At 72.3% G+C, this 23101-nt stretch carries 26 protein-coding genes; 21 read left to right on the top strand and 5 right to left on the bottom strand.

Translation table 11 applies throughout. The features are described 5' to 3' along the window. The first annotated feature begins 31 nt into the window (after positions 1–31). From F6J85_RS17330 to F6J85_RS17320, 3 genes are read left to right on the top strand one after another with little or no spacing between them, the layout of a single operon-like run. The gene (locus F6J85_RS17330) at positions 32–1018 is read left to right on the top strand and encodes a metal ABC transporter substrate-binding protein (protein WP_150926992.1); all 987 of its coding nucleotides are present in this window, start codon (positions 32–34) and stop codon (positions 1016–1018) included. Beyond that, a complete protein-coding gene (locus F6J85_RS17325) occupies positions 1015–1833 on the top strand; it encodes a metal ABC transporter ATP-binding protein (RefSeq protein ID WP_150926990.1) in 819 nt (272 codons plus the stop codon). Before F6J85_RS17330 ends, F6J85_RS17325 begins: the two co-directional genes overlap by 4 nt. Beyond that, on the top strand, positions 1833–2693 hold the full coding sequence (locus tag F6J85_RS17320) for a metal ABC transporter permease (protein WP_150926987.1): 861 nt from the start codon (positions 1833–1835) through the stop codon (positions 2691–2693). The genes F6J85_RS17325 and F6J85_RS17320 overlap by 1 nt, the downstream gene beginning before the upstream one ends. A gap of 12 nt (positions 2694–2705) precedes the next feature. On the opposite strand, the gene F6J85_RS17315 is transcribed toward F6J85_RS17320, so the two are convergent. Continuing rightward, positions 2706–3563, bottom strand: coding sequence for a helix-turn-helix transcriptional regulator (locus F6J85_RS17315; RefSeq protein ID WP_150926985.1), 858 nt, complete (start codon positions 3561–3563; stop codon positions 2706–2708). 49 nt (positions 3564–3612) lie between these two features. Here F6J85_RS17315 and F6J85_RS17310 point away from each other — a divergent pair, with 49 nt between their 5' ends. From F6J85_RS17310 to F6J85_RS17250, 13 genes are all read left to right on the top strand, one after another. After that, positions 3613–4020 carry a DUF6157 family protein gene (locus F6J85_RS17310; protein WP_150926983.1) on the top strand — a complete coding sequence of 136 codons (408 nt, stop codon included), beginning with the start codon at positions 3613–3615 and terminating at the stop codon, positions 4018–4020. A 106-nt stretch (positions 4021–4126) separates the two neighbouring features. Next, entirely contained in the window at positions 4127–4567 is a 441-nt protein-coding gene (locus F6J85_RS17305; RefSeq protein ID WP_150926981.1) for a cupin domain-containing protein, read from the top strand. A gap of 236 nt (positions 4568–4803) precedes the next feature. After that, the gene (locus F6J85_RS17300) at positions 4804–5208 is read left to right on the top strand and encodes a Fur family transcriptional regulator (protein WP_150920427.1); all 405 of its coding nucleotides are present in this window, start codon (positions 4804–4806) and stop codon (positions 5206–5208) included. Then, positions 5205–6233: a permease gene (locus tag F6J85_RS17295; RefSeq protein WP_238707006.1), complete on the top strand. Its 1029-nt coding sequence runs from the start codon at positions 5205–5207 to the stop codon at positions 6231–6233. The genes F6J85_RS17300 and F6J85_RS17295 overlap by 4 nt, the downstream gene beginning before the upstream one ends. After that, on the top strand, positions 6226–7011 hold the full coding sequence (locus tag F6J85_RS17290) for a TIGR03943 family putative permease subunit (RefSeq protein WP_238707005.1): 786 nt from the start codon (positions 6226–6228) through the stop codon (positions 7009–7011). Before F6J85_RS17295 ends, F6J85_RS17290 begins: the two co-directional genes overlap by 8 nt. Further along, entirely contained in the window at positions 7001–8413 is a 1413-nt protein-coding gene (locus F6J85_RS17285) for a hypothetical protein (RefSeq protein WP_150926979.1), read from the top strand. The genes F6J85_RS17290 and F6J85_RS17285 overlap by 11 nt, the downstream gene beginning before the upstream one ends. Next, positions 8410–9114, top strand: coding sequence for a DNA-3-methyladenine glycosylase (locus F6J85_RS17280; protein WP_150926977.1), 705 nt, complete (start codon positions 8410–8412; stop codon positions 9112–9114). The genes F6J85_RS17285 and F6J85_RS17280 overlap by 4 nt, the downstream gene beginning before the upstream one ends. Positions 9115–9261: 147 nt before the next feature. Continuing rightward, complete coding sequence (gene rpmB, locus F6J85_RS17275; RefSeq protein WP_135071608.1) at positions 9262–9498, top strand: 50S ribosomal protein L28; 237 nt, start codon at positions 9262–9264, stop codon at positions 9496–9498. After that, the gene (gene rpmG / locus F6J85_RS17270; protein WP_005051772.1) at positions 9498–9668 is read left to right on the top strand and encodes a 50S ribosomal protein L33; all 171 of its coding nucleotides are present in this window, start codon (positions 9498–9500) and stop codon (positions 9666–9668) included. The genes rpmB and rpmG overlap by 1 nt, the downstream gene beginning before the upstream one ends. Before the next feature lie 4 nt (positions 9669–9672). Continuing rightward, positions 9673–9978: a 30S ribosomal protein S14 gene (gene rpsN, locus F6J85_RS17265; protein ID WP_150920430.1), complete on the top strand. Its 306-nt coding sequence runs from the start codon at positions 9673–9675 to the stop codon at positions 9976–9978. 99 nt (positions 9979–10077) lie between these two features. Further along, entirely contained in the window at positions 10078–11226 is a 1149-nt protein-coding gene (locus F6J85_RS17260) for an alpha/beta hydrolase (RefSeq protein ID WP_150926975.1), read from the top strand. 213 nt (positions 11227–11439) lie between these two features. Then, positions 11440–11727, top strand: coding sequence for an HU family DNA-binding protein (locus tag F6J85_RS17255; protein ID WP_125133173.1), 288 nt, complete (start codon positions 11440–11442; stop codon positions 11725–11727). Between the two features lie 160 nt (positions 11728–11887). Continuing rightward, on the top strand, positions 11888–13843 hold the full coding sequence (locus tag F6J85_RS17250) for a bifunctional copper resistance protein CopD/cytochrome c oxidase assembly protein (RefSeq protein ID WP_150927585.1): 1956 nt from the start codon (positions 11888–11890) through the stop codon (positions 13841–13843). 38 nt (positions 13844–13881) lie between these two features. Here F6J85_RS17250 and F6J85_RS17245 read toward each other — a convergent pair whose 3' ends face one another. Beyond that, the gene (locus tag F6J85_RS17245) at positions 13882–14991 is read right to left on the bottom strand and encodes a hypothetical protein (RefSeq protein ID WP_338037092.1); all 1110 of its coding nucleotides are present in this window, start codon (positions 14989–14991) and stop codon (positions 13882–13884) included. Positions 14992–15034: 43 nt separating this feature from the next. After that, on the bottom strand, positions 15035–15892 hold the full coding sequence (locus F6J85_RS17240; protein ID WP_150926973.1) for an NAD(P)/FAD-dependent oxidoreductase: 858 nt from the start codon (positions 15890–15892) through the stop codon (positions 15035–15037). Between the two features lie 188 nt (positions 15893–16080). On the opposite strand from F6J85_RS17240, the gene F6J85_RS17235 reads away from it, so the two are divergent. After that, positions 16081–17439, top strand: coding sequence for an ATP-dependent DNA helicase (locus tag F6J85_RS17235; RefSeq protein ID WP_150926971.1), 1359 nt, complete (start codon positions 16081–16083; stop codon positions 17437–17439). A gap of 161 nt (positions 17440–17600) precedes the next feature. Here F6J85_RS17235 and F6J85_RS17230 read toward each other — a convergent pair whose 3' ends face one another. Both F6J85_RS17230 and F6J85_RS17225 read right to left on the bottom strand, forming a co-directional pair. Next, positions 17601–18248 (bottom strand): biliverdin-producing heme oxygenase, encoded by a 648-nt coding sequence (locus F6J85_RS17230; protein WP_150926969.1) that lies wholly within the window; start codon positions 18246–18248, stop codon positions 17601–17603. Positions 18249–18301: 53 nt separating this feature from the next. Then, the gene (locus tag F6J85_RS17225) at positions 18302–18610 is read right to left on the bottom strand and encodes a DUF2470 domain-containing protein (RefSeq protein WP_150926967.1); all 309 of its coding nucleotides are present in this window, start codon (positions 18608–18610) and stop codon (positions 18302–18304) included. A gap of 134 nt (positions 18611–18744) precedes the next feature. On the opposite strand from F6J85_RS17225, the gene F6J85_RS17220 reads away from it, so the two are divergent. The 4 genes from F6J85_RS17220 to F6J85_RS17205 all read left to right on the top strand — a co-directional run bounded on the left by F6J85_RS17220 (position 18745) and on the right by F6J85_RS17205 (position 23087). Then, the gene (locus F6J85_RS17220) at positions 18745–20019 is read left to right on the top strand and encodes a serine hydrolase domain-containing protein (RefSeq protein ID WP_150926965.1); all 1275 of its coding nucleotides are present in this window, start codon (positions 18745–18747) and stop codon (positions 20017–20019) included. Further along, on the top strand, positions 20016–20930 hold the full coding sequence (locus F6J85_RS17215) for an EamA family transporter (RefSeq protein WP_238707004.1): 915 nt from the start codon (positions 20016–20018) through the stop codon (positions 20928–20930). The genes F6J85_RS17220 and F6J85_RS17215 overlap by 4 nt, the downstream gene beginning before the upstream one ends. Positions 20931–21321: 391 nt before the next feature. Continuing rightward, positions 21322–22029, top strand: a complete 708-nt coding sequence (locus F6J85_RS17210; protein ID WP_150926963.1) for a ThuA domain-containing protein — start codon at positions 21322–21324, stop codon at positions 22027–22029. Then, a complete protein-coding gene (locus F6J85_RS17205; protein ID WP_150926961.1) occupies positions 22002–23087 on the top strand; it encodes a Gfo/Idh/MocA family protein in 1086 nt (361 codons plus the stop codon). The genes F6J85_RS17210 and F6J85_RS17205 overlap by 28 nt, the downstream gene beginning before the upstream one ends. The last annotated feature ends 14 nt before the right edge of the window (positions 23088–23101 follow it).

Genomic DNA, 23101 nt, shown 5'->3' with positions numbered 1-23101 from the left:
AACGATTCTCATTAGCGGGTAGGGTGGGGGCATGTCCCGCTCGCGCCTGGCTCCGCTGTCGCTCGTCGCCGTGTCCGCGCTGGCGCTGGCCGGATGCGCGAGCGCATCGGGCGACGGCGCCGACGACGGGGTGGTCCGGGTCGTCGCCTCCACCGACGTCTACGGGCAGATCGCGGAGGAGATCGGCGGGGATGCGGTGCAGGTCACCTCGATCGTCACCTCGGGGGCGCAGGACCCGCACTCCTTCGAGCCCAGCGCCCAGGACCAGCTCGCCGTGAGCCGCGCCGACCTCATCCTGGAGAACGGCGGGGGCTACGACGGCTTCATCGACGCGCTCGTCGAGTCTTCCGGCGTGGATGCGCCGGTCCTGACCGCGGCGGAGTTCTCCCACGACTGGCCGGGCAACGCCGGACACGAGGCGGAGGCCGCGCACACCGACGAGGCCGACGACGAGCACACCGCGCACGACCACGGCGACCACGCCCACGTCGAGGGGTTCAACGAGCACGTCTGGTACGACCCGGACGCCATGGCGCACTTCGCCGAGGCGATCGCCGACGAGCTCACCGCCCTGGACCCCGACGGCGCCGAGGAGTTCGCCGCGAACCTCGAGGAGTTCGAGGCGGGGACCGCCCAGCTGGACGAAGCGCTCGCCGCCGTCGCGGAGACCGACGCCGGCGCGGAGGTGTTCGTGACCGAACCGGTGGCGCTGTACCTCGTGGCCGCCGCAGGGCTGGAGAACGTCACCCCCGATGCGTTCACCGAGGCGGTCGAGGAGGGCCAGGACGTGCCGCCGTCGACGCTGCTCGAAGCCCTGCGCCTCCTCGAGGACGGCGATGTGCGCGTCGTGATCGCCAACGCCCAGACCGGCGGGCCGGAGACCGAGGGGACCATCCGCGCCGCCGAAAGCGCCGGCATCCCGGTGGTGGAGTTCGCGGAGACGCTCCCGGAGGGTCAGACTTACCTTTCGTGGATGGACGAGAACGTCGCGGCGCTGACCGACGCGCTGAGCCGGTGACGCCCGCGCCTCCCCTTCAGATCCGCGGGGCCGCCCTCCGCCGCGGTGACCACACGGTGTGGAGCGGGCTCGACCTGGAGGTGCAGCCCGGCGAGCTGATCGCCGTCCTCGGGCCCAGCGGCTCGGGCAAGACGACGCTGCTGCGCGCGATCCTGGGCCTGGAGCCGCTCAGTGCCGGCAGCATCCGCGCCCTCGGCGCCGAGGTCCGCCGGCCCGGCAATCGCCGCATCGGCTACATCCCGCAGCAGCGGCCGCTGCCCGCCGAGACCCCGCTGCGCGGGCGCGACCTCGTCGGCCTCGGCGTCGACGGGCACCGGTTCGGCCTGCCGATCCCGCGCCGCGGCGACCGGGCGCGGATCGATCGCCTCGTGCGGGAGGTGGGTGCCGAAGCCTTCGCCGACCGACCTGTGGGCCTCCTGTCCGGCGGCGAGCAGCAGCGGCTGCGCGTGGGCCAGGCCCTCGCGGATGCGCCGAAGCTGCTGCTGTGCGACGAACCGCTGACGAGCCTGGACCTCGCCAATCAGCAGGCCGTCGTGCGCCTGATCGACCGCCACCGTCGTGACACCGGCGCCGCCGTCATGCTGGTCACCCACGACATCAACCCGGTGCTCGGCAAGGTCGACCGCATCCTCTACCTCGCCGGCGGCCGCTTCATGCTGGGCCGCCCCGACGACGTGCTCAACTCGCGCGTGCTCAGCGACCTGTACGGGGCGCCCGTGTACGTGCTCCGTGCGGCCGACCGTCTCGTCGTGGTGGGCGCCCCCGATGCCGAGGACACGCACCATCACCACCACGACCACGAGGGCGGGCACTGATGGGCGCGGATGCGTGGGACGCGCTGTTCGGCGGGCTCCCCGACTACGGGGCGATCCTCGCCCTGGTGTCGAACTCCCTGATCGCCGGGGCGGTGCTGGGCCTGGTCGGCGGGCTCATCGGCGTCTTCGTGATGCAGCGCGACATGGCCTTCGCCGTGCACGGCATCAGCGAGCTGTCGTTCGCGGGCGCGGCGGCGGCGCTGCTGCTGGGCTTCGACGTGATCACCGGTTCGATCATCGGATCCGTGCTGGCCGCCGCGATCATCGGATGGCTCGGTGCCCGCGCGCGCGACCGCAACTCCATCATCGGCGTGCTGATGCCGTTCGGGCTGGGCCTGGGCATCCTCTTCCTCTCCCTCTACGACGGCCGCAGCGCCAACCGGTTCAGCCTGCTGACCGGCCAGATCGTGTCGGTCCAGAGCGGTCAGCTCGGCTGGCTCATCGCGATCGGCGGGGGGGTGCTGGTCGCCCTGCTGCTCATCTGGCGCCCGCTGCGGTTCGACTCCCTCGACCCGCAGTCGGCCGCCGCCCGGGGCGTCCCCACCACCGCGGTGTCGCTCGGGTTCATGCTGCTGCTCGGCCTCGTCGTGGCCGTGGCGGTGCACATCATCGGGGCGCTGCTGGTCATGGCGCTGCTGGTCACTCCCGCCGCTGCCGCGATGCGCGTGGCCACGGGGCCCGTGTCGGTGCCGGTGCTGGCGGCCGTGTTCGGGTTCGTCTCCGCCGTCGGCGGCATCCTCCTCGCCGTCGCCGGGACCCTCCCGGTGAGCCCCTACATCACCACGATCTCCTTCCTCATCTATCTGGTCTGCCGGGGCGTGGGCGCCCGGCGGGGTCGCGTGGTCCGCGTCCGCGACTGACCGCCGCCGCTGTCAGGGGCGTCCGCGCAGAGCGGCCTGCATCTGGACCAGGCCGTCGACGTAGGCGCCGGGGGTGACACCGGCGACCCTGCGGAAGTCGTTGGTCAGATGCGCCTGGTCGACGTAGCCGAGGTCGACGGCGATCCGGGGGATGTCCTCTTCCCCCGCCGAGAGGCGGCGGACGACCTCCTGCAGCCGGATGCGCCGGGCGATCTCGCCCGGACCCCGTCCCACGTGGGTCCGCAGCGCCCGCTGCAGGGTGCGCTCGCTGGTCCCTACCGCGGCTGCCACGTCGGGGACCCTCTGCACGTGCGGCTGGGCGGTGAGGGCGTCCAGAGCCGCGTTCGCGATCCGCTGAGACGCCCGCAGCGGCCGCTCGGCGAGCTGCGCGCGCACGAGCGCGTCGGCCCGCTCCGCGCGGCGGGCCGGGTCGGGTGCGGCGGCGATCCGCGCGAGCAGCGCGTGCGCACGCGTGTCGAGCGCGGGCGTCAGCTCCTGCTCAGGACCCGGCGACGAGGGGTCGAGATCCGACAGCACCGCGAGGCCGGCGGGCCGCAGCCGGATCGCGAAGACGTCGCCGTGGCCGGCGATGGTGCGGGTCCACGCGTGGGAGCGGGCGGAGGTCACGACGAACGGAGCATCCACGTCGCCGTGCTCGATGCTGAGGGTGAGGGAAGGGTGGTCGATGATGCGCTGCTCGATGCGCTCGCCGGCATCGAGGTGCCAGCGCACCGCCCAGTAGGTGTCGACGACATCGCGGACGTCGTCGGCCGGGGCGATCCACTGCGCGTGGAAGCGCTCGAGGTTCGCCGGCGCGAGGACGCCGGTGCGCTCGGTCGCGCTGATCGCTCGTGTCCGTGGCGCGTTCATTGGCGCAATTCTGCAATACGCGGCGCCCGGTGGGCGGCAGGATGAGCGCGTGACCACCAACTACCGCAACACATTCATCGCCGTCGCGCCGGACTGTCCCGCCCCCGCGGCGGAGGCGCCACCGGCCGCCGTCACGCCGACGGTGGCGTCGCTGCAATACGACCTGCTCCGCGATCGCCCGTACGAACTGACCTCCGACGAGGTGCTCTTCGCGGTGCACGCCATCCGCTCGGGCATCGACGACGCTCGGCGGGCGGAGGAGTGGGAACGGTTCTTCGGGAAGGATCAGGCCTGTCTGCGCGCCTCGCCCCTGGCCAAGCGGTACGGATGGGGCTTCCACCACGACGGCGAGGGGCGCGTCGCGCTCGTGGGCCTCGGCGCTCCCGAATACGACGAGTTCCAGCGCCGGTCCGACCTCACGCAGAAGGCCGCCCTGCGCGCCTCCCGGAAGGGTTGACAGCGCGTGCCCTGACAGCGACCATTCGATTCGTGCCGTGTCCGCGGCATCCGCTGGGTGCCGCGCCGATGCCGCGGCAGGATCGCGTGTACGGACAGGAGGCGCCATGACCACACCCACCCGCCCTTACGAGGTGACCGAGCTCGGGGCCCTGGACCAGTGGCGTGCGCACTTCGGCGGCTTCCGGCCGGAGACCTCCCGCGAGGGGCGCCGCGTCGTCGACTTCGATCTGCCCCTGCAGTACGTCGGGCTCACCGCCAACGCGCTCGAGCCGGGCGAGGAGGCCGGGTACTGGCACACGCATTCCCGCATCGAGGAGGTGTACCTCTTCCTCGGCGGACGCGGACAGATGGGGCTGGACGACGAGGTCGTCGACGTCGGCGCCGGAACGCTCGTGCGCGTGGGTCAGGGCGTGTGGCGCACGTGGCGAGCCCTCCCCGACGCCGACTCGGAGCTGCGGTGGATCTGCATCCGGGCCGGCGGGTACGAGCTGCCCGACCTGCCCGACGACAGCACGCGCGACAACGACCGCCCCGCCCCCTGGTGAGTCGACGCGACCCCGCGCCCTCCCTCCTCCCCGCCCTCCCTCCCCCCCGCGCCCTCCCGCCGCGCCCTCCCTCCTCCCCGCGCACAACAGCGGGAATCGTGCGCGACGCGCGCGCGCGGATGCTGCGGGCGCGGCGTGTCGCGGAGCATCCCCGCCGTTGTGCGGGCGGCACGCGCGCTGGCGCCGGGCTGGTCGCGCCAGGCCTGCGCTCAGGGGGCGCGGGTAGGATTCGGGGCATGGCCCAGCGCAACACGTGGCAGCGCGAACGCGTGCGTGAGGCGCTCACCGACGCCCGCGGCTTCGTGAGCGCCCAATCGCTGCACGCCACTCTGCGCGAGGAGAACACCGGCATCGGACTGGCCACCGTGTACCGCACGCTGGCGGGCATGGCCGCGCAGGGTGAGGCCGATTCGCTGCAGAGCCCCGAGGGCGAGAACCTCTTCCGCGCGTGCACGTCGACAGGGCACCACCACCACCTCATCTGCCGTTCGTGCGGGCTGACGGTCGAGATCGCCGCCACCGACGTGGAGCAGTGGGCGCGTGCCACCGCCGCCCAGCACGGGTTCATCGAGGCCGAGCACGTCGTCGACATCTTCGGCCGGTGCGCGTCGTGCGCCGCCGCATCGCGAGAGAAGGCGTGACCCAGACCCGACCGGCTCCACCGCGACAGCGCACGCGCGGTCGCGCGGCGCCGTGGCTCGTGGTCGGCGTCGCCGGCGTGGTGGCGCTGTTCGCGATCGACGCGTTCGCGCCGGCCCTGTTCGCCGATGCGCTCCCGACGCGGGCGCAGGACGGCCTGACCCTCGCCATCAGCGTCCTGATCGAATCGCTCCCCTTCGTCGTGCTGGGCGTGCTGCTGTCGGTCGTCGTGCAGGTGTGGGTGCCGCCGGGAATGATCGAACGGTGGATGCCGCGGCGGGCGTGGGCGCGGCGGGCCGTGCTGTCTCTGCTGGGGATGCTGATGCCGGTGTGCGAATGCGGCAACGTGCCGTTCGCGCGCGGCCTCATGATGCGCGGGTTCTCGGTGTCCGACACGCTGACGTTCCTCGTCGCCGCGCCCATCGTGAACCCGATCGTGATCCTCACCACGCACGCGGCGTTCGGGTGGAGCGACGGCGTCCTCGTCGCGCGCCTGGCCGGCGGCTTCCTCGTGGCCAATCTGCTGGGCTGGCTGTACAGCCGCCATCCCGATCCCGACGCGCTCGTGACCGACCGCTTCCGTCAGACGTGCGCCCTCAGCCTCGACGGCACGAGCGCGAGCGCGACCCGGACGCGGCGGAGCCTCGCCCAGTTCGTCGTCGAGCTGCGCGCGGTCATGCCCGCCCTGGTGATCGGCTCCGGCATCGCCGGGGCCGTGCAGGTGCTCGTCCCCCGGCAGACGCTCCTGGCCATCGGATCCGATCCGGCCCTGTCGATCGCGACGATGATCGTCCTGGCGATGGTGGTGTCGATCTGCTCGAACGTCGACGCGTTCTTCGCCCTGTCGTTCGCGTCGGCGTTCACGCCGGGATCGCTCGTCGCCTTCCTCCTGGTCGGCCCCATCGCCGACGTGAAGATGCTGGCGCTGCTGCGCACCACGTTCTCCACCCGCGTTCTGGTGGGTGTCACCGCGATCGTCGTGGCCGCCGCATTCGCCCTCGGAACGGTGGTGAACCTCCTTGTCTGACACCGTGCTGCACTCGCTCACGACCCGCTGGCTGGGGGTGGGCCTGGCCGCATCCCTCGCCGTCGTGACGATCGCACTGGCTGCCACCGATCGCCTCGCGCTCTACATCAACCCCGAGTCGGCCTGGTTCGCGGTCGGGATGGCCGTCATCGTCCTGATCGGCACGGTCGCGAGCTTCGCGCTGCCGCTGGGCGGCGAAGAGGATCACGGGCACGACCACGGCACGCGCCCCGCGGATGCGGCGGAGCATCCGGCAGAACCGGCCCACACCCCGCGCCGGGTGGCGACGGTGATGACGGCGACCGGCGGCGTCTTGGCATCGGGCGTGGTCGTGACGATGCTGGTCGCCCCGCCGGCATCCCTGTCGGCCGAACTGGCGATGTCGCGCGACGTGGGCGCGGCACCCCTGTTCGCGGGAACGGATGTGGTGACCCTCGCCGCATCCGGCGACACCGCGCGGTTCGGGGTGGGCGAGTGGGCCGGTGTCTTCGCCTCGGCCACCGACCCCGACCGCTTCGACGGCGATCCGGTCACCCTCACCGGATTCGTCACCCCCGGCGGCGACGGAGACTTCGCCCTCAGCCGCCTCGTGATCACGCACTGCGTCATCGACGCGCAGTCGGCCAGCCTCCCCGTCACCGCGAGCACGCCACCTCCGGGCACGGGCGAGTGGGTGAGCATCTCCGGCACGGTGCGCGCCGATGCCGACGGCTCGCTGCGCATCCACGCCGAACAGGTCACCCCCATCGACGAACCGCAGGACCCGTATGAGTACTGACTCCCGGCGCACGCGCGCGCGGCGGCGGCACGGCCGCGGGTTCGCCGCGGTCTTCGCCGCCGTGCTCGGTGCCCTCGTGCTGGTGGGGGGAGTGGGCGCGGCCGTGACGGTGGCGCAGGGGCCGCGGGTGACCGAGGTGCGCGTGGATCCGGCGGCAGCGGTGGCGGCGTCGGGGTCGCGCCTGATCGTCACCACGACGCAGTCGCTGCACGAGATCGACCCGGCGCAGGTGGAGGTCTCACCCGCCACGCCCTTCACGGTGGATACGTCCGGCCGCAGCATCGGCGTGCGGTTCGGCCTCCCGTTGCGCGACGACACCGTGTATACCGTGCGCATCCGCGACGTGCGAGGGCTCGGGGCGGGGCCTGCCGCGACGATCGAGGAGACCTTCCGCACCCCGGCATCCGAGGTCTTCCTCCTCCAGCGCGGCTCCGGCGGCGACGCGATCTACCGCACCGGACTGGCGGGGGAGGACAGCGCGGAGGTGTTCTCGCACCCGCACATCGAGGATTACCGTGCCACCGCGTCGCACCTCCTCGTCTCCGTCCTGGAGGACGAGCATTCGGCCCTCCTGGTGGTGGATGCCGCCACCGGCGACGTGCGGAGGCTGCCCCTTCCCGGCGAAGGCTTCGTGACCAACCTGCAGTCGGCCGACCGCGGCGAACGGATCGGCTACACCTTCTCCGACGCCGCCCTCGGTGAGGACGGGGGGCTGGAGAGCGTGCTGTTCACCGCGTCGCTGGCCGACGGCGCGTCCGACACGCCGCCGACCCGCGTCGCGCTCCCCGGCGGCGACCCGAGCGTGGCGGAGTGGCGCTTCGTGCCCGACACCGACAGCATCCTCGCCCTCACCTTCGACGGGGCTCTGGTGCTGGCGAGCGCAGACGGGGCGGACGCGGCGCCTCTGGGCACAGCGCTCGGCGTGGAGGGCATCGCCCGCGGGTCGGGCCAGGCCGTCGTCGAACGCAACGAGGGCATGGTCGTGCTCGATCTCACCGACGGCACGGAGGAGGCGCTGCCCGAGCCGGCGGACGACCTCGGTGCGCCCGGCTCGGTGGTCCCCGTGCCCGGCGCCGATGCCGGCACGATCCGCAGCTACGCCCGGATCGGCGGCGCGGGGACGCTGCTGTCCAGTTCGGTCGTGCACGTCGCCGCCGACGGGGCGGTGCAGACCCTTCTCGCCCTCGACCCCGCCGATGCGCTCGTGCAGACGTGCGTGTCGCCCAACGGCCGGTATGCCGCCCTGCTGATCTCACCCGACGCCGCAGCCAACCCCTACGACCGGTACCGGCTCCCGCTGCCGCAGCGGCTCGAGACGCGCGTGATCGAGATCGCCTCCGGGGCGGAGGTCGCCGCCTTCGGCGGGTTCGCTCTGTCGTGGTGCCAGGTGCCGCCGTCATGACCGGGCACCGTCCCGCCACGCGCGCCGACCTCCGCGGGCTGCCGGTCGAGGTGGCGCCGCGGCTGCTGGGCGCGCTGCTGCGCACCGAGGTGGACGGCGAGGAGGTCGTGGTGCGCGTGAGCGAGGTCGAGGCCTACCACGGCCGCGGCACCGGCGACGTGGCCGACCCCGGGTCGCACGCGCGCATGGGGCCCACCGCGCGCAACGCCACGATGTGGGGCGAGCCGGGCCATCTCTACGTCTACCTCAGCCACGGCATCCACTCGTGCGTCAACGTGGTCAGCGGCCCGGCAGGGGTCGCCGGCGGAATCCTGCTGCGCGGGGGCGAGATCGTGGCCGGCGAGGATGCCGCGACCCGGCGGCGCCTCGAGCGCCGGGGCGTGGTGCGCTCGCCGCGCGACCTGGCGCGCGGGCCCGGGCGCCTCGGCGACGCCGTGGGCCTGCGCCATCCGCAGCACGACGGCATCGACGCCGTCACCGGTGCTCCGCAGGCCGGCGCGACCGCGCGCCTCGAGCTGCGCGTGGAACCGGTGCCGGAGATCGCCACCGGACCCCGTGTCGGGGTCGCGGGCGTCGCCGGCACGGCGGTGTTCCCGTGGCGCTTCTGGATCCCGGGAGACCCGACCGTGTCGCCCTTCCGCTGGGGGCGCGGCGCCCAGGCGGCCGCCGGCGAGGGCGGGATCCCGCCCGTGCTAGACTGACTGTTTGTCTGCGCGCACTCCAGCACGCAGTTCGTACCCCTCCTCGTGCCGCAGCCCGGATCCCCGGTGCCTGAGCGTGTCGAAGGGTGCAGACAAGGGATCTTGGGTGAGGCCGTCCGGCTTCACGGTACAGAAGGAGACATCACCATGGCAGCAGTGTGCCAGGTGACTGGAGCGGTTCCCGGCTTCGGTCACAACATCTCGCACTCGCACCGCCGGACGAAGCGCCGCTTCGACCCGAACGTGCAGAAGAAGACCTATTTCGTGCCCTCGCTGGGTCGGAAGATCACCATCAACGTGTCCGCTAAGGGCATGAAGGTGATCGACGCCCGTGGCATCGAATCCGTCGTCAAGGACATGATCGCGAAGGGTGTGAAGCTCTGATGGCCAAGAAGGCTCAGGACGTCCGTCCGATCATCAAGCTGCGTTCGACCGCCGGCACGGGGTACACCTACGTGACGCGCAAGAACCGCCGCAACAACCCCGACCGCATCGTGCTGAAGAAGTACGACCCGGTGATCCGCAAGCACGTCGAATTCCGAGAGGAGCGCTGATCTCATGGCCAAGAAGAGCAAGATCGCGCGCAACGAGCAGCGCAAGGTAGTCGTCGCGCGTTATGCCGCGAAGCGCGCCGAGCTGAAGAAGCAGCTCGTCGACCCCACCTCCACCGACGAGCAGCGCGAGGCCGCCCGCCTCGGCCTGCAGAAGCTGCCGCGCAACGCGTCGCCGGTGCGCGTGCGCAGCCGCGACGCCATCGACGGTCGCCCCCGCGGCAACCTGTCGAAGTTCGGCATCTCGCGTGTGCGTTTCCGCGACATGGCCCACCGCGGCGAGCTGCCCGGTGTGACCAAGTCGTCCTGGTGACGCTTCGACGGTCTCAGCACAGCTGACGCGTCAAGGGCGGGGGTTCTTCGGAATCCCCGCCCTTATGCTTTTCCTCCACCGCTCCCGCACGGAGGTCCCATGCCGCTCGACCCGTTCTTCGCCGAACGTCTCCGCGTGCATCGCCGGTACCTCGTGGGCCAGGCGTGGACGAAGCTGCGCGCCCGCCTCCCCGGCGCCGCATCCGTCGGCTCGAGTCGTTCAGAACTCAGGAGATCCGCGCCCGCCGAGGCCGCGGCAGCCCCCCGCGTCGGCGTGTCTCCTGAATTCCGGACGACCGATGCCGCCGCCGCCGCCACGGACGCGCCGCCCGCTCCGAAGCGGGATGCCCCGGCCGCCCCGCTGACGCCGCGCCAGCACCACCGTCGCGCGGCGCTCGCGTGGGATCGTCAGGAGCAGCGTGCCGTCGGCCTCCCCGGCCCCGCGCTGCGGACGGTCGAGCACGAGGTGCCCGTCGACGGCTTCCCCTCCGTCCGCATCCGCGTGTACCTGCCGGACGAGCGGTCGGGGCCTTCGCCGGCGTGCCTGGTCTTCGGCGGCGGGGCGTTCCGCATCGGCGGGATCGACTATCCGACCGTCGACGCGGCGTGCCGCCGCCGCGCCGCCGCATCCGGCGTCACGATGATCGCCGTCGACTACGCGCTGGCGCCCGAGCACCGGCATCCGACGCAGATCGAGCAGGCGTACGCCGCGTGGGAGTGGGTGCACGCGCACGCCGTCGACCTGGGCGTCGACCCGCACCGCATCGGGGTGTCGGGAACCTCCGCCGGGGGGAACATCGCCGCGGTGCTGACCCTCATGAACCGCGATCGGGCGCAGCTGCCGATCCGGCTGCAGATCCTGGAGGTGCCCGTCACCGACCTCACGTGGCGGTGGATCGACCTGCGTGCGACCTGGGCCCTCGGCATCCCTGCGCTCCTGGCGCTGCGCGAACTGCGCTCGGTCGCCCGCACCTACCTGCACAACCCCGCTCGCGCGCGGCAGTCCTACGTCTCCCCGCTGCGCGCCCCCTCGCTCGCCCACCTTCCGCCGGCTGTGATCTTCACCGCGGAGTACGATCCCCTCCGTCGCCAGGGCGCCGCCTACGCTGCGGCGCTTCGCCGCGCCGGGGTCTCCGCCAGCGCGGTGCGGTACCTCGGCGTCACCCACGACACCCCCGTTTTCGTCGGTGCGCTGGCGTCGGCGAGGCGGTGGGAGGACGACGTCGTGACCGCTTTGCGCTCGCTGTGACGGCGGCGCAGGCGCCGCGCGGGGACGCCGCAGGGGCCACATCCGCCCCACTCGACACGCGACACGCCTGCAGTTCCGGGCGAAAGGGCCCGAGATCCGCGGAATTCCGCGGGTCTGTTGGTACATTCGAGGCGGTCGATCCGACCACCGGGGGCATCCGTCCCCGTCCGATGTAACGAAGGCGGCCGCTCGGCCGCCCGGGAGGACCACCGAATGGCTGACAAGTCCATCACCAAGACCGAACTCGTCGCGAGCATCGCCAGCGCGACGGGTCAGAGCCAGTCCGCCGTGTCGGGCGTGCTCGACTCCCTCTTCTCCACCGTGTCCGAGGCAGTGGCCAAGGGCAGCAAGGTCTCGATCCCCGGCTGGATCGCGTTCGAGCAGGTCGAGACCTCGGCGCGCACCGGCCGCAACCCGCAGACGGGTGAGGAGATCGCCATCCCCGCCGGCAAGCGCGTGAAGGTCACCGCGGGCTCCAAGCTCAAGGCTGCCGTCAAGTAAGACGGTGCCACGTCGAAGGGGGGATGCTGAGGCATCCCCCCTTCGTCTTCCCTCAGGGAGGCCCACGTAGGCTGGAGAGGTGACTCTCGCACCCACTCCGCACGGCGCTGCGCCGCCGCGCGCAGACTCGCGCCCCGCGACCGCGAACCGGTCGCTGCGCCTGGTGGGTCCGGTCATCCTGGTCGTGGCCGCCCTCGCCGCCCTCGTGTGGGGCCTGGCCTACGGCGGCGGCGCCGCGCCGCTCCTGCTGGGCGACCCCGGGCCGCTCGTACGGTGGGGGCTGCCGGTGGCGACCCTCGGGGTCAACCTCTCCGCCGCGGGCATGGTCGGCTCGCTCGTGCTGGCCCTGTACGCCCTGCCCGCGCGGGAGCGGGCCTTCGACGTCGCGCTGGACACCGCATCCGCCGGCGCGGCCGTCTTCACCATCTCGTCGGCCGCGACGGGGTTCCTCACGTTCGTCAACACGATGAACGCGTCTCCCAGTGCCGACGCGCTCTTCGGGCAGCAGCTCGGCCGGTTCCTCGTGGAGGTCGAAGTCGGCCGCACGTGGCTGCTCACGACCGTCGCCGGCGCCGTGCTCACGGTGCTCACCTTCGCCGTGCGCTCGTGGACGCCGACCTTCTTCGTCGCGATCCTCGCCGTCGTCGCCCTCGTCCCGATGGGGACGCAGGGGCACTCCGGGGAGGAGGCGAACCACGATTCGGCCGTGCTGGCGCTCGTGCTGCACATCATCGGCGCCGCCGTGTGGCTGGGCGGTCTGGTTCTGCTCGTGCTCATCCGCCCGCTCCTGGAGCGCGAGATGCTGGCGAAGGTGCTGCTGCGCTACTCGAGCCTGGCGCTGGTGGCGTTCGTGGTCGTCGCCGTCTCGGGCACCGTGCGCGCCTCGATCGGACTGGGCGGATGGGACGCGCTGTTCTCGCCCTACGGCGTGCTGGTCCTGGTCAAGGTCACGGCACTGCTGGCGATGGGGGTGCTGGGGGCGTGGTACCGCAAACGGCTCATCGGGCGCACCCACGAGGACGGATCATCCCGCCGCTTCTGGGGCCTCGTGCTCCTGGAACTGGCCTTCATGGGCATCGCCAGCGGCGCCGCGGCCGCCCTGGCCCGCACGCCTCCGCCCGGATCGGCGGCGGCGCCGACGCTCGGCACGCCCGCCGAGATCCTCACCGGCGCGCCGCTTCCCCCCGAGCTGACGGTGGCGCGGTGGTTCACGACGTGGGACATCGATCTGCTGTGGCTGTTCGCGGTGGCTTTCGGGCTGTTCTTCTACCTCGCCGGCGTGTGGCGTCTGCGGCGCCGCGGCGATTCCTGGCCGGTGTACCGCACGATCCTGTGGGTGGCGGGCATGCTGCTGCTGCTGTGGGTCACGTGCGGCCCCATCAACGCGTACCAGGACTATCTGTTCAGCCTCCACATGGTCGGGCACATGCTGCTGACCATGGCGATCCCGCTGCTGCTGGTGCCGGGGGCACCGGTCACGCTCGCCGCCCGCGCCATCCGCAAACGCGATGACGGCAGCCGCGGCGGGCGCGAGTGGATCCTGTGGGCCGTGCACAGCCCAGCCGCCCGCATCCTCACGAACCCCTACATCGCCGCCGGTCTGTTCATCGGCTCGCTGTGGCTGTTCTACTACACCGACCTCTTCCGCTGGTCGCTGTACGACCACCTCGGGCACGAGTGGATGGTCGCGCACTTCCTCATCACCGGGTACCTCTTCGTGCTCTCCCTCATCGGCATCGACCCGGTGCCGTACCGCCTGCCCTACCCGCTGCGGCTGGTGGTGCTCATCGCCGTCATGGCGATGCACGCCTTCTTCGGCGTCGCCCTCATGATGCAGACCGGGCTCATGGTCGCGGAATGGTTCGGTGCGATGGGACGCACGTGGGGACCCGACCCGCTCGACGACCAGTACATCGGCGGCGGTGTGGCGTGGTCGATCGGCGAGCTCCCGACGCTCATCCTCGCCATCACGGTGGCGATCCAGTGGAGCCGCTCGGACGACCGGATGCAGCGCCGCCGCGACCGGCACGCCGACCGCACGGGCGATGCCGAGCTCGAGGAGTACAACGCGCAACTGGCCGCCCTCGCCGAGCGCGACGCGCGCGCCTCCCGCTGACCCGCGCGCCCGCCGCATCCACCCCCGGGCCGGCGGGGCTACTCGGCGTTCTGGCCCTGCACCTGGATGGACGCGGTGCCGTCGGGCAGCACCGTGATGCCACCGGAGACCACGAAGCGCACGTCCTCCTGCACGGTGCGCACCGAGCCGTCGAACAGTGAGCGGACGTCGACGTCGATGTGCGCCACCGCCTCGGCCGGGATGATCCGCCACGCGGCGCCGTCGGGCTCCACGCGCACCTCCGGCTGCTGCACGATCGACCACGCGGGCGCGTCCACGATGCGGTTGCGCACCTGGAACCCGAAGGGGCAGCCGGTGGGCTGCAGCACCTGCTGCGCGGCGCACGCGCCGAGGAACTCGTTCATCCGCTGCTGCACGACCCCGACGAACTCCTCCGTCGCCTGAGCCTGGATGTCCACCGGCACCGTCGCGTGCGGCGCGTCGGCGAGCACCGCGACGCCCGGAGTCGCCGAGATCGCGGTGTCGACGGCGACGGAGTACATCCCCGGCGAGAACACCAGAAGCGGCAGTGCCGCCAGCGGATCGGCGTCCACGCCGTCGGCCGACACCTGCCGCTTGTCGATCTCGAAGCCGTTGACGTCGAAGCGCATCGAACCGCGCACTGTGAGGTCCAGGACGGCCAGCGGGCTCGTCGCGAAGCGCCAGGAGGGCACGACGCCCGTCCAGCCGTCCTGCACGACGGCGAAGGTGGTCTTCCCCTCCACGCCGGCGGCCCGGTAGCTGACGGTCACGCGGGTCAGGTCGCCGTCGACGCGCTCGCCGAGGGCTTCCACGTCGGTCAGCGTCGCGAGGGTGTCACGGCGCAGCAGCGCGTCGGATGCGGTGGCCGGGAGCCCCGCGGCCGCCAGCTGCTCCGCATCCAGCGCGACGCCGGGAACGGACCGGGCGTCGGTGGCGCGTCCGTCGGCGAGCAGATCGAGGTAGCGCAGGACGAAGGCGGTGGGGCTGTACAGCTCGCGGTACAGGGCCACGCCCCCGGCCGCGAAGGCGGCCATCAGCAGCGCACCCACCAGCGCGAGCGCGGTGAGGTCGGAGGCGAGGCGGCGACGCCGACGGCGGCGTGCGTGACGGGCGTCGTCCGCGACCGCTTCGGGCCGCGGAGCAGGCGTCGTCACGGGGCTCTCCACCGTCACAGTCTAGGAAAGAGCGCCTCCGAAACCGCTGGTCGGCTCACCCGGCGTCACGACTGAGCTCGGCGACCGCGAGGCCCTGCACGATGTCGAACGCCGCGAGCTGCCCGGTCGACATCGACAGGACGATCGAGGTCAGCGGAGCCGGCCACGCGGAGCTCTGGGCCATGTCGCCCACGGCCCACACCCCGTCCATGCTGGTGCGGCCGAGCCCCTCGGTGGCGACGACCCCGAACTCGCTCAGGGCGAGTCCCAGTTCGGCGGCGAACGGTGCGCGCTGCGCGGTGCGCGGTGCCGCGAACAGCCCGGCGACCTCCAGGTCGGTCCCATCGGCGAGGTGCAGGCGCAGACCGTCGGGAGTCTCCTCGACGCGGGCGAGCTCGCCGGGCGCGAGGATGCGGACCTCGGAGGCGATCGGACGGAGCTTGGCGGCCGTCATCGTGGCGGGCGAGGGCGCGTCCATGACCGCGACCGGGCGGCCGGCGAATTCGTGCCCGTGGCAGAACGCGCAGTGGGCGACGCGATCCCCCCACTGCGCGGCGAGTCCGGGGATGTCGGGGAGGGTGTCGGCGAGACCCGTCGCCAGGATCACCGTGCGCGCCGTGACCGTACTGCCGGATGCGAGGGTCACGGCGAACCCGTCCCCCTCCCGCCGCACGGACGTGACGGCGTCGCCCCGCACCTCGATGGAGTCGTACGCGGCGAGCTCCTCCCGGCCGCGTCGGCGCAGCTCGCCCGGTGCCACCCCGTCCAGGGTGAGGACGTTGTGCGCGTACGCCGTGGCGTCGTTGCGGTACTCGCCGGAGTCGAACAGCACGGCGGTGCGGTGCACGCGCCCGAGGGTGAGCGCGGCCTGAAGTCCCGCGGGGCCGCCGCCGATGATGACCGTGTCGTACATGTCTCTCCTCTGCTCTTGCGGCTTGGAACGAGGTCGGGAGATCGGCTATTCCCCGCCGTGGACGGCGTGCTCTCCGGTACCGCGGCGTGGTCGACACCGGGCACTGCTGCTCCTGTGCACGGCGCCGTGCCCGCCACATCCCTGTCCGGCCGCGGAACGGGGCGGCGAACGCGAACTAGCATGATGCGGTGAGCACGCCGTCCCTCTCCGCCGAACAGGAGGCGCTGTTCCGGCTCATCGAAGACACGCGCGAGCACGTGTTCGTCACCGGGCGGGCCGGAACGGGCAAGTCGACGCTGCTGCAGCACCTCGCATGGAACACCAGCAAGCAGATCGCGGTGTGCGCCCCCACCGGGGTGGCCGCACTGAACGTCGAGGGCCAGACGATCCATTCGCTCTTCCGCCTGCCGATCGGGCTGATCGCCAACGGCGAGATCGAGCAATCGGATGCCACGCGCAAGCTGCTCAACGCGATCGACACGCTCGTCCTCGACGAGGTCTCGATGGTCAACGCCGACCTCATGGACGGCATCGACCGGTCGCTGCGACAGGCGCGCGGACGCCGCGCCGAGCCGTTCGGCGGGGTGCAGATCGTGATGTTCGGCGACCCGTATCAGCTGGCCCCGGTGCCGCCCCGCGGAGATGAGATGCGTTACATCCGCGACCACTACCGCTCGTTCTGGTTCTTCGACGCCAAGGTGTGGGCCGGTGAGGGCGGTGACGACGGCATCCTCGATCTCGGCCGCCACGGCGCCGACCTGAACGTGCGCGAGCTGACGGAGATCCACCGGCAGTCCGACCCCGCCTTCAAGGCGCTGCTGAATGCCGTGCGCTACGGCCGCGTCACCGCCGAGATGGCCGGGATCCTCAACGGCGCCGGCGCGCGCACACCGCCCGACCCGGCCGACGGCGAGCATCCCATCATCACGCTGGCCACGCGCAACGACATCGTCAACACCATCAACCGCCGCCACCTGGACGAACTGGTCGGGCGGATGCAGACGGCCAACGCTGAGATCAGCGGCGACTTCGGCCGCGGCGAGGCCAACTACCCCGCCGACGTCGAGCTCCGGCTCAAGGTCGGGGCGCAGGTGATGTTCCTGCGCAACGACGTGTCGTCGTTCGGGGAGCCGCCCCGGTGGGTCAACGGGACGATCGGCACCGTCACGCGGATCGCCGGCGACACGGTGCGCGTCGAGGTCGACGGCACCGAGCACGATGTCGAGCCGGCCGTGTGGGAGAGGTTCCGCTACAACTACCACCCGGGCACGCGCACGCTCTCCCGCGATGTCGTTGCGGAGTTCACGCAGTTCCCCCTGCGCCTGGCGTGGGCCGTCACGATCCACAAGTCGCAGGGGAAGACGTACGACCGCGCCGTGATCGACCTGGGCTCCGGTGCGTTCGCCCCCGGCCAGACCTACGTCGCCCTCAGCCGCCTGACCTCGCTGGACGGGCTGTACCTGTCCCGCCCGCTCCGCCCGAGCGACATCCGCGTCGACCCCGACGTGCAGCGCTTCATGAGCACAGCCCTGCGCGCCCGCTCCTGACGCGCCCCGCCCGCCTCCCCGCCCGACCCGCGTCGCCCCTGCCCCGCCCCGCGCGTGCACAACGGCGGGGATCGTGCGCGACACGCCGAGCGGGATGCTGCGCGCGCGGGGTGTCGCGGGACATCCCCGCCGTTGTGCGCCGCCCGGCGGGGGAGAGCGGGTCAGGCGGCGGACTTGGCGCGCGCGAGGTCTTCGAACAGCTCGGTGTTGAGGCGGTAGGCCACGAGCACCTCGTCCACCACGCGCTCCTGCTCCGCCGCATCCCAGGGGGCGGCATCGAGCTGCGCGCGGTAGACGTCCTTGAATGCTTTCGGATCGGCGATGTCGTCGAAGAGGTAGAAGCCGATGCCGTTCGTCTCGAACCCGAAGCGGCGTTGCATCAACCGGCCGATGAAGAGCCCGCCGGAGAGGTCGCCGAGGTATCGCGTGTAGTGATGGGCGACGAATCCGCCCGCCCACGTCGTGCCGACCCTGCGGATGCGGTCGACGTAGCGCTGCGTCGTCGGCAGGGGCTGGATGCTCTCGCGCCACTGCGCTCCGACGAGGAACTCGAGGTCTGCCTCCAGGGCGGGCAGCCGAGTGAGCTTGTCGGAGATGAACACCGAAGCCACGGGGTCGTTGCGCATGCGGTCGGCGGCCTGTTCGAGGGCGTCGTAGATGAACCAGTGCTGCGCGACCAGCGCGACGTAGTCCTCTCGGGTGCCCTCGCCCGTCATGAGGTCGGACATGAACCCGGAGTGCTCGCTGGAGGAGTGGGCGGCGCTCGAGCGCTCGCGTAGCGCGGTCGAGAAGGGGATGACGTCACTCATAGCCGTCATCATAGGGGACGGGTTAGGGCAGCCTAACCCCGGGACGCCGCAGGTCAGTCGTGCGGACGAGGCTCGACGCCCAGGCGGCGGCACGCCTCGTCGTACAGGGCGACGATCTCCCGGCGCACCTCGCGGCGCTCGGTGATGGGGCCGCCCGGCCACGCCACGCGCAGCGGCGCGACGGTGCCGTCCGCGCCGGTCACCGCCCAGTCGCCCCCGTCGCCGTCGAAGCCGGTCATCACGGCGGCCGCCGCATCCGCCGGACCGAACGCGCGGGCGATCAGCACATTGTCGTCGGGGTGGTCGTCGTTCATATGGCCGGTCACTCCCGACAGGGCGGCGGCGTCGAAGGCGTGGGGCATGCGCACCACCTTAAGGACAGTTGTGATGTAGACGTGACCGGGCCTGCAGTCAAACCCGGCGGAGCGGGCGTGGGGGTGTGTTTCAATGCATATGCGCGTCATCCGGCGCCGGCTCGATTCCACCGGGGGTGAGGATGCGGTCTCTTCGCAGTCGCGGCGTCGCCGTCGCTGCGGGCCTGGTCACCCTGGTTGCGCTGTTGAGCGGATGCTCCGGACGGGACTCGGTCGAGATCGACCTCCCGCCGCAGGTCGAAGGTGCGCTGCCGGACGAGACGGCGCAGCAGCTGGAAGCAGCCGTCACCAGCGCCATGACCGCCACCGGCTCTTCCGGTGCGATCGTCGGGGTCTGGGCTCCGTGGAGCGGAAGCTGGGTCGCGGGCCTGGGCACGCAGCGCCCCGGCGGCGGAGGCGCCGTCGACACCGACATGGCGTTCCGCGCGGCCGACGTCACGCGCGCCATGACGTGCGACGTGATGTTCCAGGTCGCCGCGGAGGGCACCATCGAGCTCGATGACAGCGTCACCGAGTACGTCAACGGGTTCCCCGATCTGGAGAACGTCACCCTGCGGCAGCTGTGCGACGGCACCGGCGGGATCGGAGCCTACACACCGCAGCTGCAGTCGCAGTTCTTCTCCAACCTCGAGCGGCAGTGGGATCCCCGCGAACTGGCCGGGTACGGACTCGGGCAGGACCGCATCGAACCGGGCACCGCGTACCGCGACTCCGACTCCGGGTATCTGCTGCTCGGGTCGGCTCTCGAGCGGGCCACGGGCACGAGCATGCGCGAGCTGCTCCGGGAGCGCATCGCCGAACCGCTCGACCTCGCCGTCACCGGGCTGCCGGCCCGTACGGCCGCACCGCCGTCGGACGGTCCGGTCCTGCCGGGATACTGGTCCACCCCCGACGCCGAGGGTGCGTGGAACTGCACGGAGCCGCCCGAGGTCACCAAGATGTCGGCGAGCATCGGCGGCGCCGACTCCGGGGCGGTCACCGACATCACCGACCTCGGCCGGTACGCGCAGGCGCTGGCGACCGGCGCGCTCACGCCCGACGCATCCGACCGGTTCGAGGCCCCGCTTCCCGTCGCCCCGGATCAGCCCACATGGTTCACCGCGGCCGGAGGCGCCTACCAGGCCGGTGCGCTCATCGGCCAGTACGGTGCGATCCCCGGCTATCTCACCGCCGCCTTCGCCGACCCCCGCACGGGGATGACCGTCGCCGTCGTACTCAACAACTCCGGAGCGAACCCCTCCATCGGGGTATGGCTGGCGTGGGAGCTCGCCGCGATCGCGTCGAAGGCGCCGGCCATGGAGGGTGAGACGGTCCCCGAGGCCGGGTTGCCGTGGACGGCGCAGGAACAGCACGACGCGATCCTCGCGAACGCCATCTGCCAGCCTCCGGCCGAGTGACCGCCCCGAGCGGAGCGGGCAGTCGCGGCTCGAGCGTCGCGGTGCTCTTCGTCGTGGTGGGCCTGGCCTGCCAGGAGGTCGGCGCGTCGCTCGCGGTCATGCTGTTCCCGCAGCTCGGTCCGCTGGGCATGGTCATGCTGCGCCTGGTGTTCTCGTCGGTCATCCTCCTCGCGATCGCCCGGCCGCGGCTGCGTGGGCACTCCCGTGAGGGATGGCGCGCGGTGGTGCTCTTCGGCGTGGTCCTGGTGCTCATGAACGGCCTGTTCTACCTCGCGCTGGAACGGCTGCCACTGGGTGTGACCGTCACGATCGAGGTGCTCGGACCGCTCACGCTGTCGATCATCGCCAGCCGCCGGGCATCGGCGCTGGTGTGGGCAGCGCTCGCCCTGCTCGGTGTGGTCGCGCTCGGCGGGGGCGGATGGGACCGCCTCGACCTCCTCGGCGTCCTGTATGCCCTCGGCGCCGCCGCTGCCTGGGCGTTCTACATCCTGTGCTCGGCCCGCGTCGGCCGCGAGTTCCCGAGGCTGGACGGCCTGGCGCTGGCCATGGTGGTCGGTGCCGTGCTGTCGCTGCCCCTCGGGATCGCCGATGCCGGGACGGCCCTCCTGCGCGTGGACCTCCTCGCCCTGGCCGCAGCCGTGGCGGTGCTGTCCTCGACCATCCCCTACGCCCTGGAACTGATGGCGCTGCGCCGGCTTCCGGCAGCCGCCTTCGCGATCCTCATGAGCCTCGGACCCGCGACCGCCTCCATCGCGGGGTTCTTCCTCCTCGGCCAGCACCTGTCGCTCCTGGAGATCGCCGGGATCGCGCTGGTGATCGCCGCGAGCATCGGCGCGGTGCGTGCGGGCGCCCGCGGCGCTCGCCGGGATGCGCCGCCGGAGGGCGAGGCGCTGACCGAACCGATCGGCTGACCGCGCGGAGCGCCGGACTGCCGCGAACGTGGTGCCGGCGCAGGCGCACGTGGTGCCGGCGCACGCGCACGTGGTGCCGGCGCAGGCGCACGCGGTGCCGGCGCAGGCGCACGCACCGCGACCGCGCCACTTCCGTGCATCCGCGCCACATGAAAGCGGCGCGGATGCACCGGACTGGCGCGAACGTGGTGCCCACGCGGAGCGACGCGCACCGCCCGGGGCGACGCGCGGCGCGCGGGCCCCCGCAGCGCCGGGCCCCGCGCAGCGCCCGGGCTCGGGAGCGCGGTCCGGACCGTCCGGCCCCGGCGGGGGTGGGGCGCGATAGCGTGTGGTGTCCGCCGTCGAACGCGCCGCGGCATCCGGTCGTCCACACCCCGTCGAGGAAGCCACCATGTCCGCACGCCGAGCGCTCATCGTCCGAGGAGGCTGGGAGGGACACCGCCCCGTAGAGGCCACCGACATGTTCGTGCCTTTCCTGGAGACGGAGGGCTTCACCGTGCGCATCGAGGAGTCCAACGAGGTCTACGCCGATGCGCAGGTCATGGACGAGACCGACCTGATCCTGCAGTGCGTGACGATGTCGACGATCTCGGACGAGGCGCTGGCGGGCCTGCGTTCGGCGGTCGAGCGGGGGACGGGACTGGCGGGCTGGCACGGCGGCATCGCGGATTCGTACCGCGACAGCTCCGACTACCTCCAGCTCATCGGCGGGCAGTTCGCCACGCATCCGTCCAAGAGCCCCGATGCACGTCGGGGGGATGAGTCGGACAACTTCCTGCGCTACCGCGTCGAGCTCACCGACCTCGGCCGGAAGCACGAGATCACGGCCGATATCGGCGACTTCACGCTCGACACCGAGCAGTACTGGGTGCTCACCGACGACCTCAACGACGTGCTGGCCACCACGACGCATCCCGTTCAGCCGTACCATCCGTGGCACCGCCCGGTCGTCTCGCCGGCGGTGTGGACGCGCCGGTGGGGCACGGGCCGCATCTTCGTCGCCACGCCGGGGCACAGTCCCGCGGTGCTCACCGACGTCAGCGTACGCACGATCATCGAGAGGGGGATGCTGTGGGCGAGCCGCACGGCGTCGGAATAGTCGGCCTCGGGGTCATCTCCACGCAGTACCTGGCGACGCTCGGAACCCACCCGGGGGTGCGCATCGTCGCGACCGCCGACCTGGATCCGGCTCGCGCAGCCGAGGTCGCGGCGCGCTTCCCCGGATGCCGCGCGCTCCCGGTCGAGGAGCTCGTCGCCGATCCGGCCGTGGACACCGTGCTGAACCTCACGATCCCCGCCGCCCACGCCGAGATCGCCCTCGCCGCACTTGCCCACGGCAAGAACGTGTACGGCGAGAAGCCGCTGGCGGCGACCTTCGCCCAGGCCAGCGGTGTCATGGCCCGAGCGGCATCCGGATGGGTCGGGTGCGCACCCGACACCGTGCTGGGCGCGGGGATCCAGACGGCGCGGGCGGTCGTGGATGCGGGGGACATCGGCCGCCCGGTCGCCGCGGTGGCGACGTGGGTGTCGCCGGGGCACGAGGCGTGGCATCCGCATCCGGACTTCTACTACCGCCCCGGCGGCGGACCGCTGCTGGACATGGGACCGTACTACCTCACGTCGCTGTTCCACCTCCTCGGGCCCGTCGCCCGCGTGAGCGGAGCCTCGTCGCGGCCGAAGGCGGTGCGCCGTATCGCCACGGGCCCGCGGGCCGGGGAGCAGATCCCCGTCGAGATCGACACGCATGTGACCGGGGTGCTCGAGCACGTGGGCGGGGCGGTCTCCACCGTGACCTTCAGCTTCGACGCGGCCGGAACCGACGCCGCGCCGATCGAGGTGCACGGCGAGACCGGGTCGCTGTCGCTGCCTGATCCGAACTACTTCGACGGGCAGGTGCGTCTGCGCCCCTCCGGCGACGAGGACTGGACGTCGGTCGCGGTGGGGGCGGGCTACGAGGGCGCCGGGCGCGGCATCGGACTGCTGGACTTCGTCGCCGGTGGGCGCAGGGCCGACGGCGCGATCGCCCTGCACGTGCTGGAGATCATGACGGCGCTCATGGACTCCGCCCGCGAGGGCCGGCGCCTCGAGCTGACCACGACGGCCGAGCGTCCACCCCTCGTGCCGCTCACCCCGGCCGCGCAGTGGCGCGCGAGCTGAACCCCGGCCGCGCA

It is taken from the genome of Microbacterium lushaniae (genome assembly GCF_008727775.1).
Taxonomy (GTDB): Bacteria; Actinomycetota; Actinomycetes; order Actinomycetales; family Microbacteriaceae; genus Microbacterium; species Microbacterium lushaniae.
This window is presented reverse-complemented; position numbering and strand designations above follow the sequence as displayed.

Coding starts and splice junctions, on each gene's coding strand:
- F6J85_RS17255 (WP_125133173.1), top strand. CDS start 11,440: ATGGCTGACAAGTCCATCACCAAGACCGAACTCGTCGCGAGCATCGCC.
- rpmB (WP_135071608.1), top strand. CDS start 9,262: ATGGCAGCAGTGTGCCAGGTGACTGGAGCGGTTCCCGGCTTCGGTCAC.
- F6J85_RS17300 (WP_150920427.1), top strand. CDS start 4,804: ATGGCCCAGCGCAACACGTGGCAGCGCGAACGCGTGCGTGAGGCGCTC.
- F6J85_RS17260 (WP_150926975.1), top strand. CDS start 10,078: ATGCCGCTCGACCCGTTCTTCGCCGAACGTCTCCGCGTGCATCGCCGG.
- F6J85_RS17305 (WP_150926981.1), top strand. CDS start 4,127: ATGACCACACCCACCCGCCCTTACGAGGTGACCGAGCTCGGGGCCCTG.
- F6J85_RS17230 (WP_150926969.1), bottom strand. CDS start 18,248: ATGAGTGACGTCATCCCCTTCTCGACCGCGCTACGCGAGCGCTCGAGC.
- F6J85_RS17285 (WP_150926979.1), top strand. CDS start 7,001: ATGAGTACTGACTCCCGGCGCACGCGCGCGCGGCGGCGGCACGGCCGC.
- F6J85_RS17225 (WP_150926967.1), bottom strand. CDS start 18,610: ATGCCCCACGCCTTCGACGCCGCCGCCCTGTCGGGAGTGACCGGCCAT.
- F6J85_RS17315 (WP_150926985.1), bottom strand. CDS start 3,563: ATGAACGCGCCACGGACACGAGCGATCAGCGCGACCGAGCGCACCGGC.
- F6J85_RS17280 (WP_150926977.1), top strand. CDS start 8,410: ATGACCGGGCACCGTCCCGCCACGCGCGCCGACCTCCGCGGGCTGCCG.
- F6J85_RS17330 (WP_150926992.1), top strand. CDS start 32: ATGTCCCGCTCGCGCCTGGCTCCGCTGTCGCTCGTCGCCGTGTCCGCG.
- F6J85_RS17220 (WP_150926965.1), top strand. CDS start 18,745: ATGCGGTCTCTTCGCAGTCGCGGCGTCGCCGTCGCTGCGGGCCTGGTC.
- rpmG (WP_005051772.1), top strand. CDS start 9,498: ATGGCCAAGAAGGCTCAGGACGTCCGTCCGATCATCAAGCTGCGTTCG.
- rpsN (WP_150920430.1), top strand. CDS start 9,673: ATGGCCAAGAAGAGCAAGATCGCGCGCAACGAGCAGCGCAAGGTAGTC.
- F6J85_RS17240 (WP_150926973.1), bottom strand. CDS start 15,892: ATGTACGACACGGTCATCATCGGCGGCGGCCCCGCGGGACTTCAGGCC.
- F6J85_RS17210 (WP_150926963.1), top strand. CDS start 21,322: ATGTCCGCACGCCGAGCGCTCATCGTCCGAGGAGGCTGGGAGGGACAC.
- F6J85_RS17320 (WP_150926987.1), top strand. CDS start 1,833: ATGGGCGCGGATGCGTGGGACGCGCTGTTCGGCGGGCTCCCCGACTAC.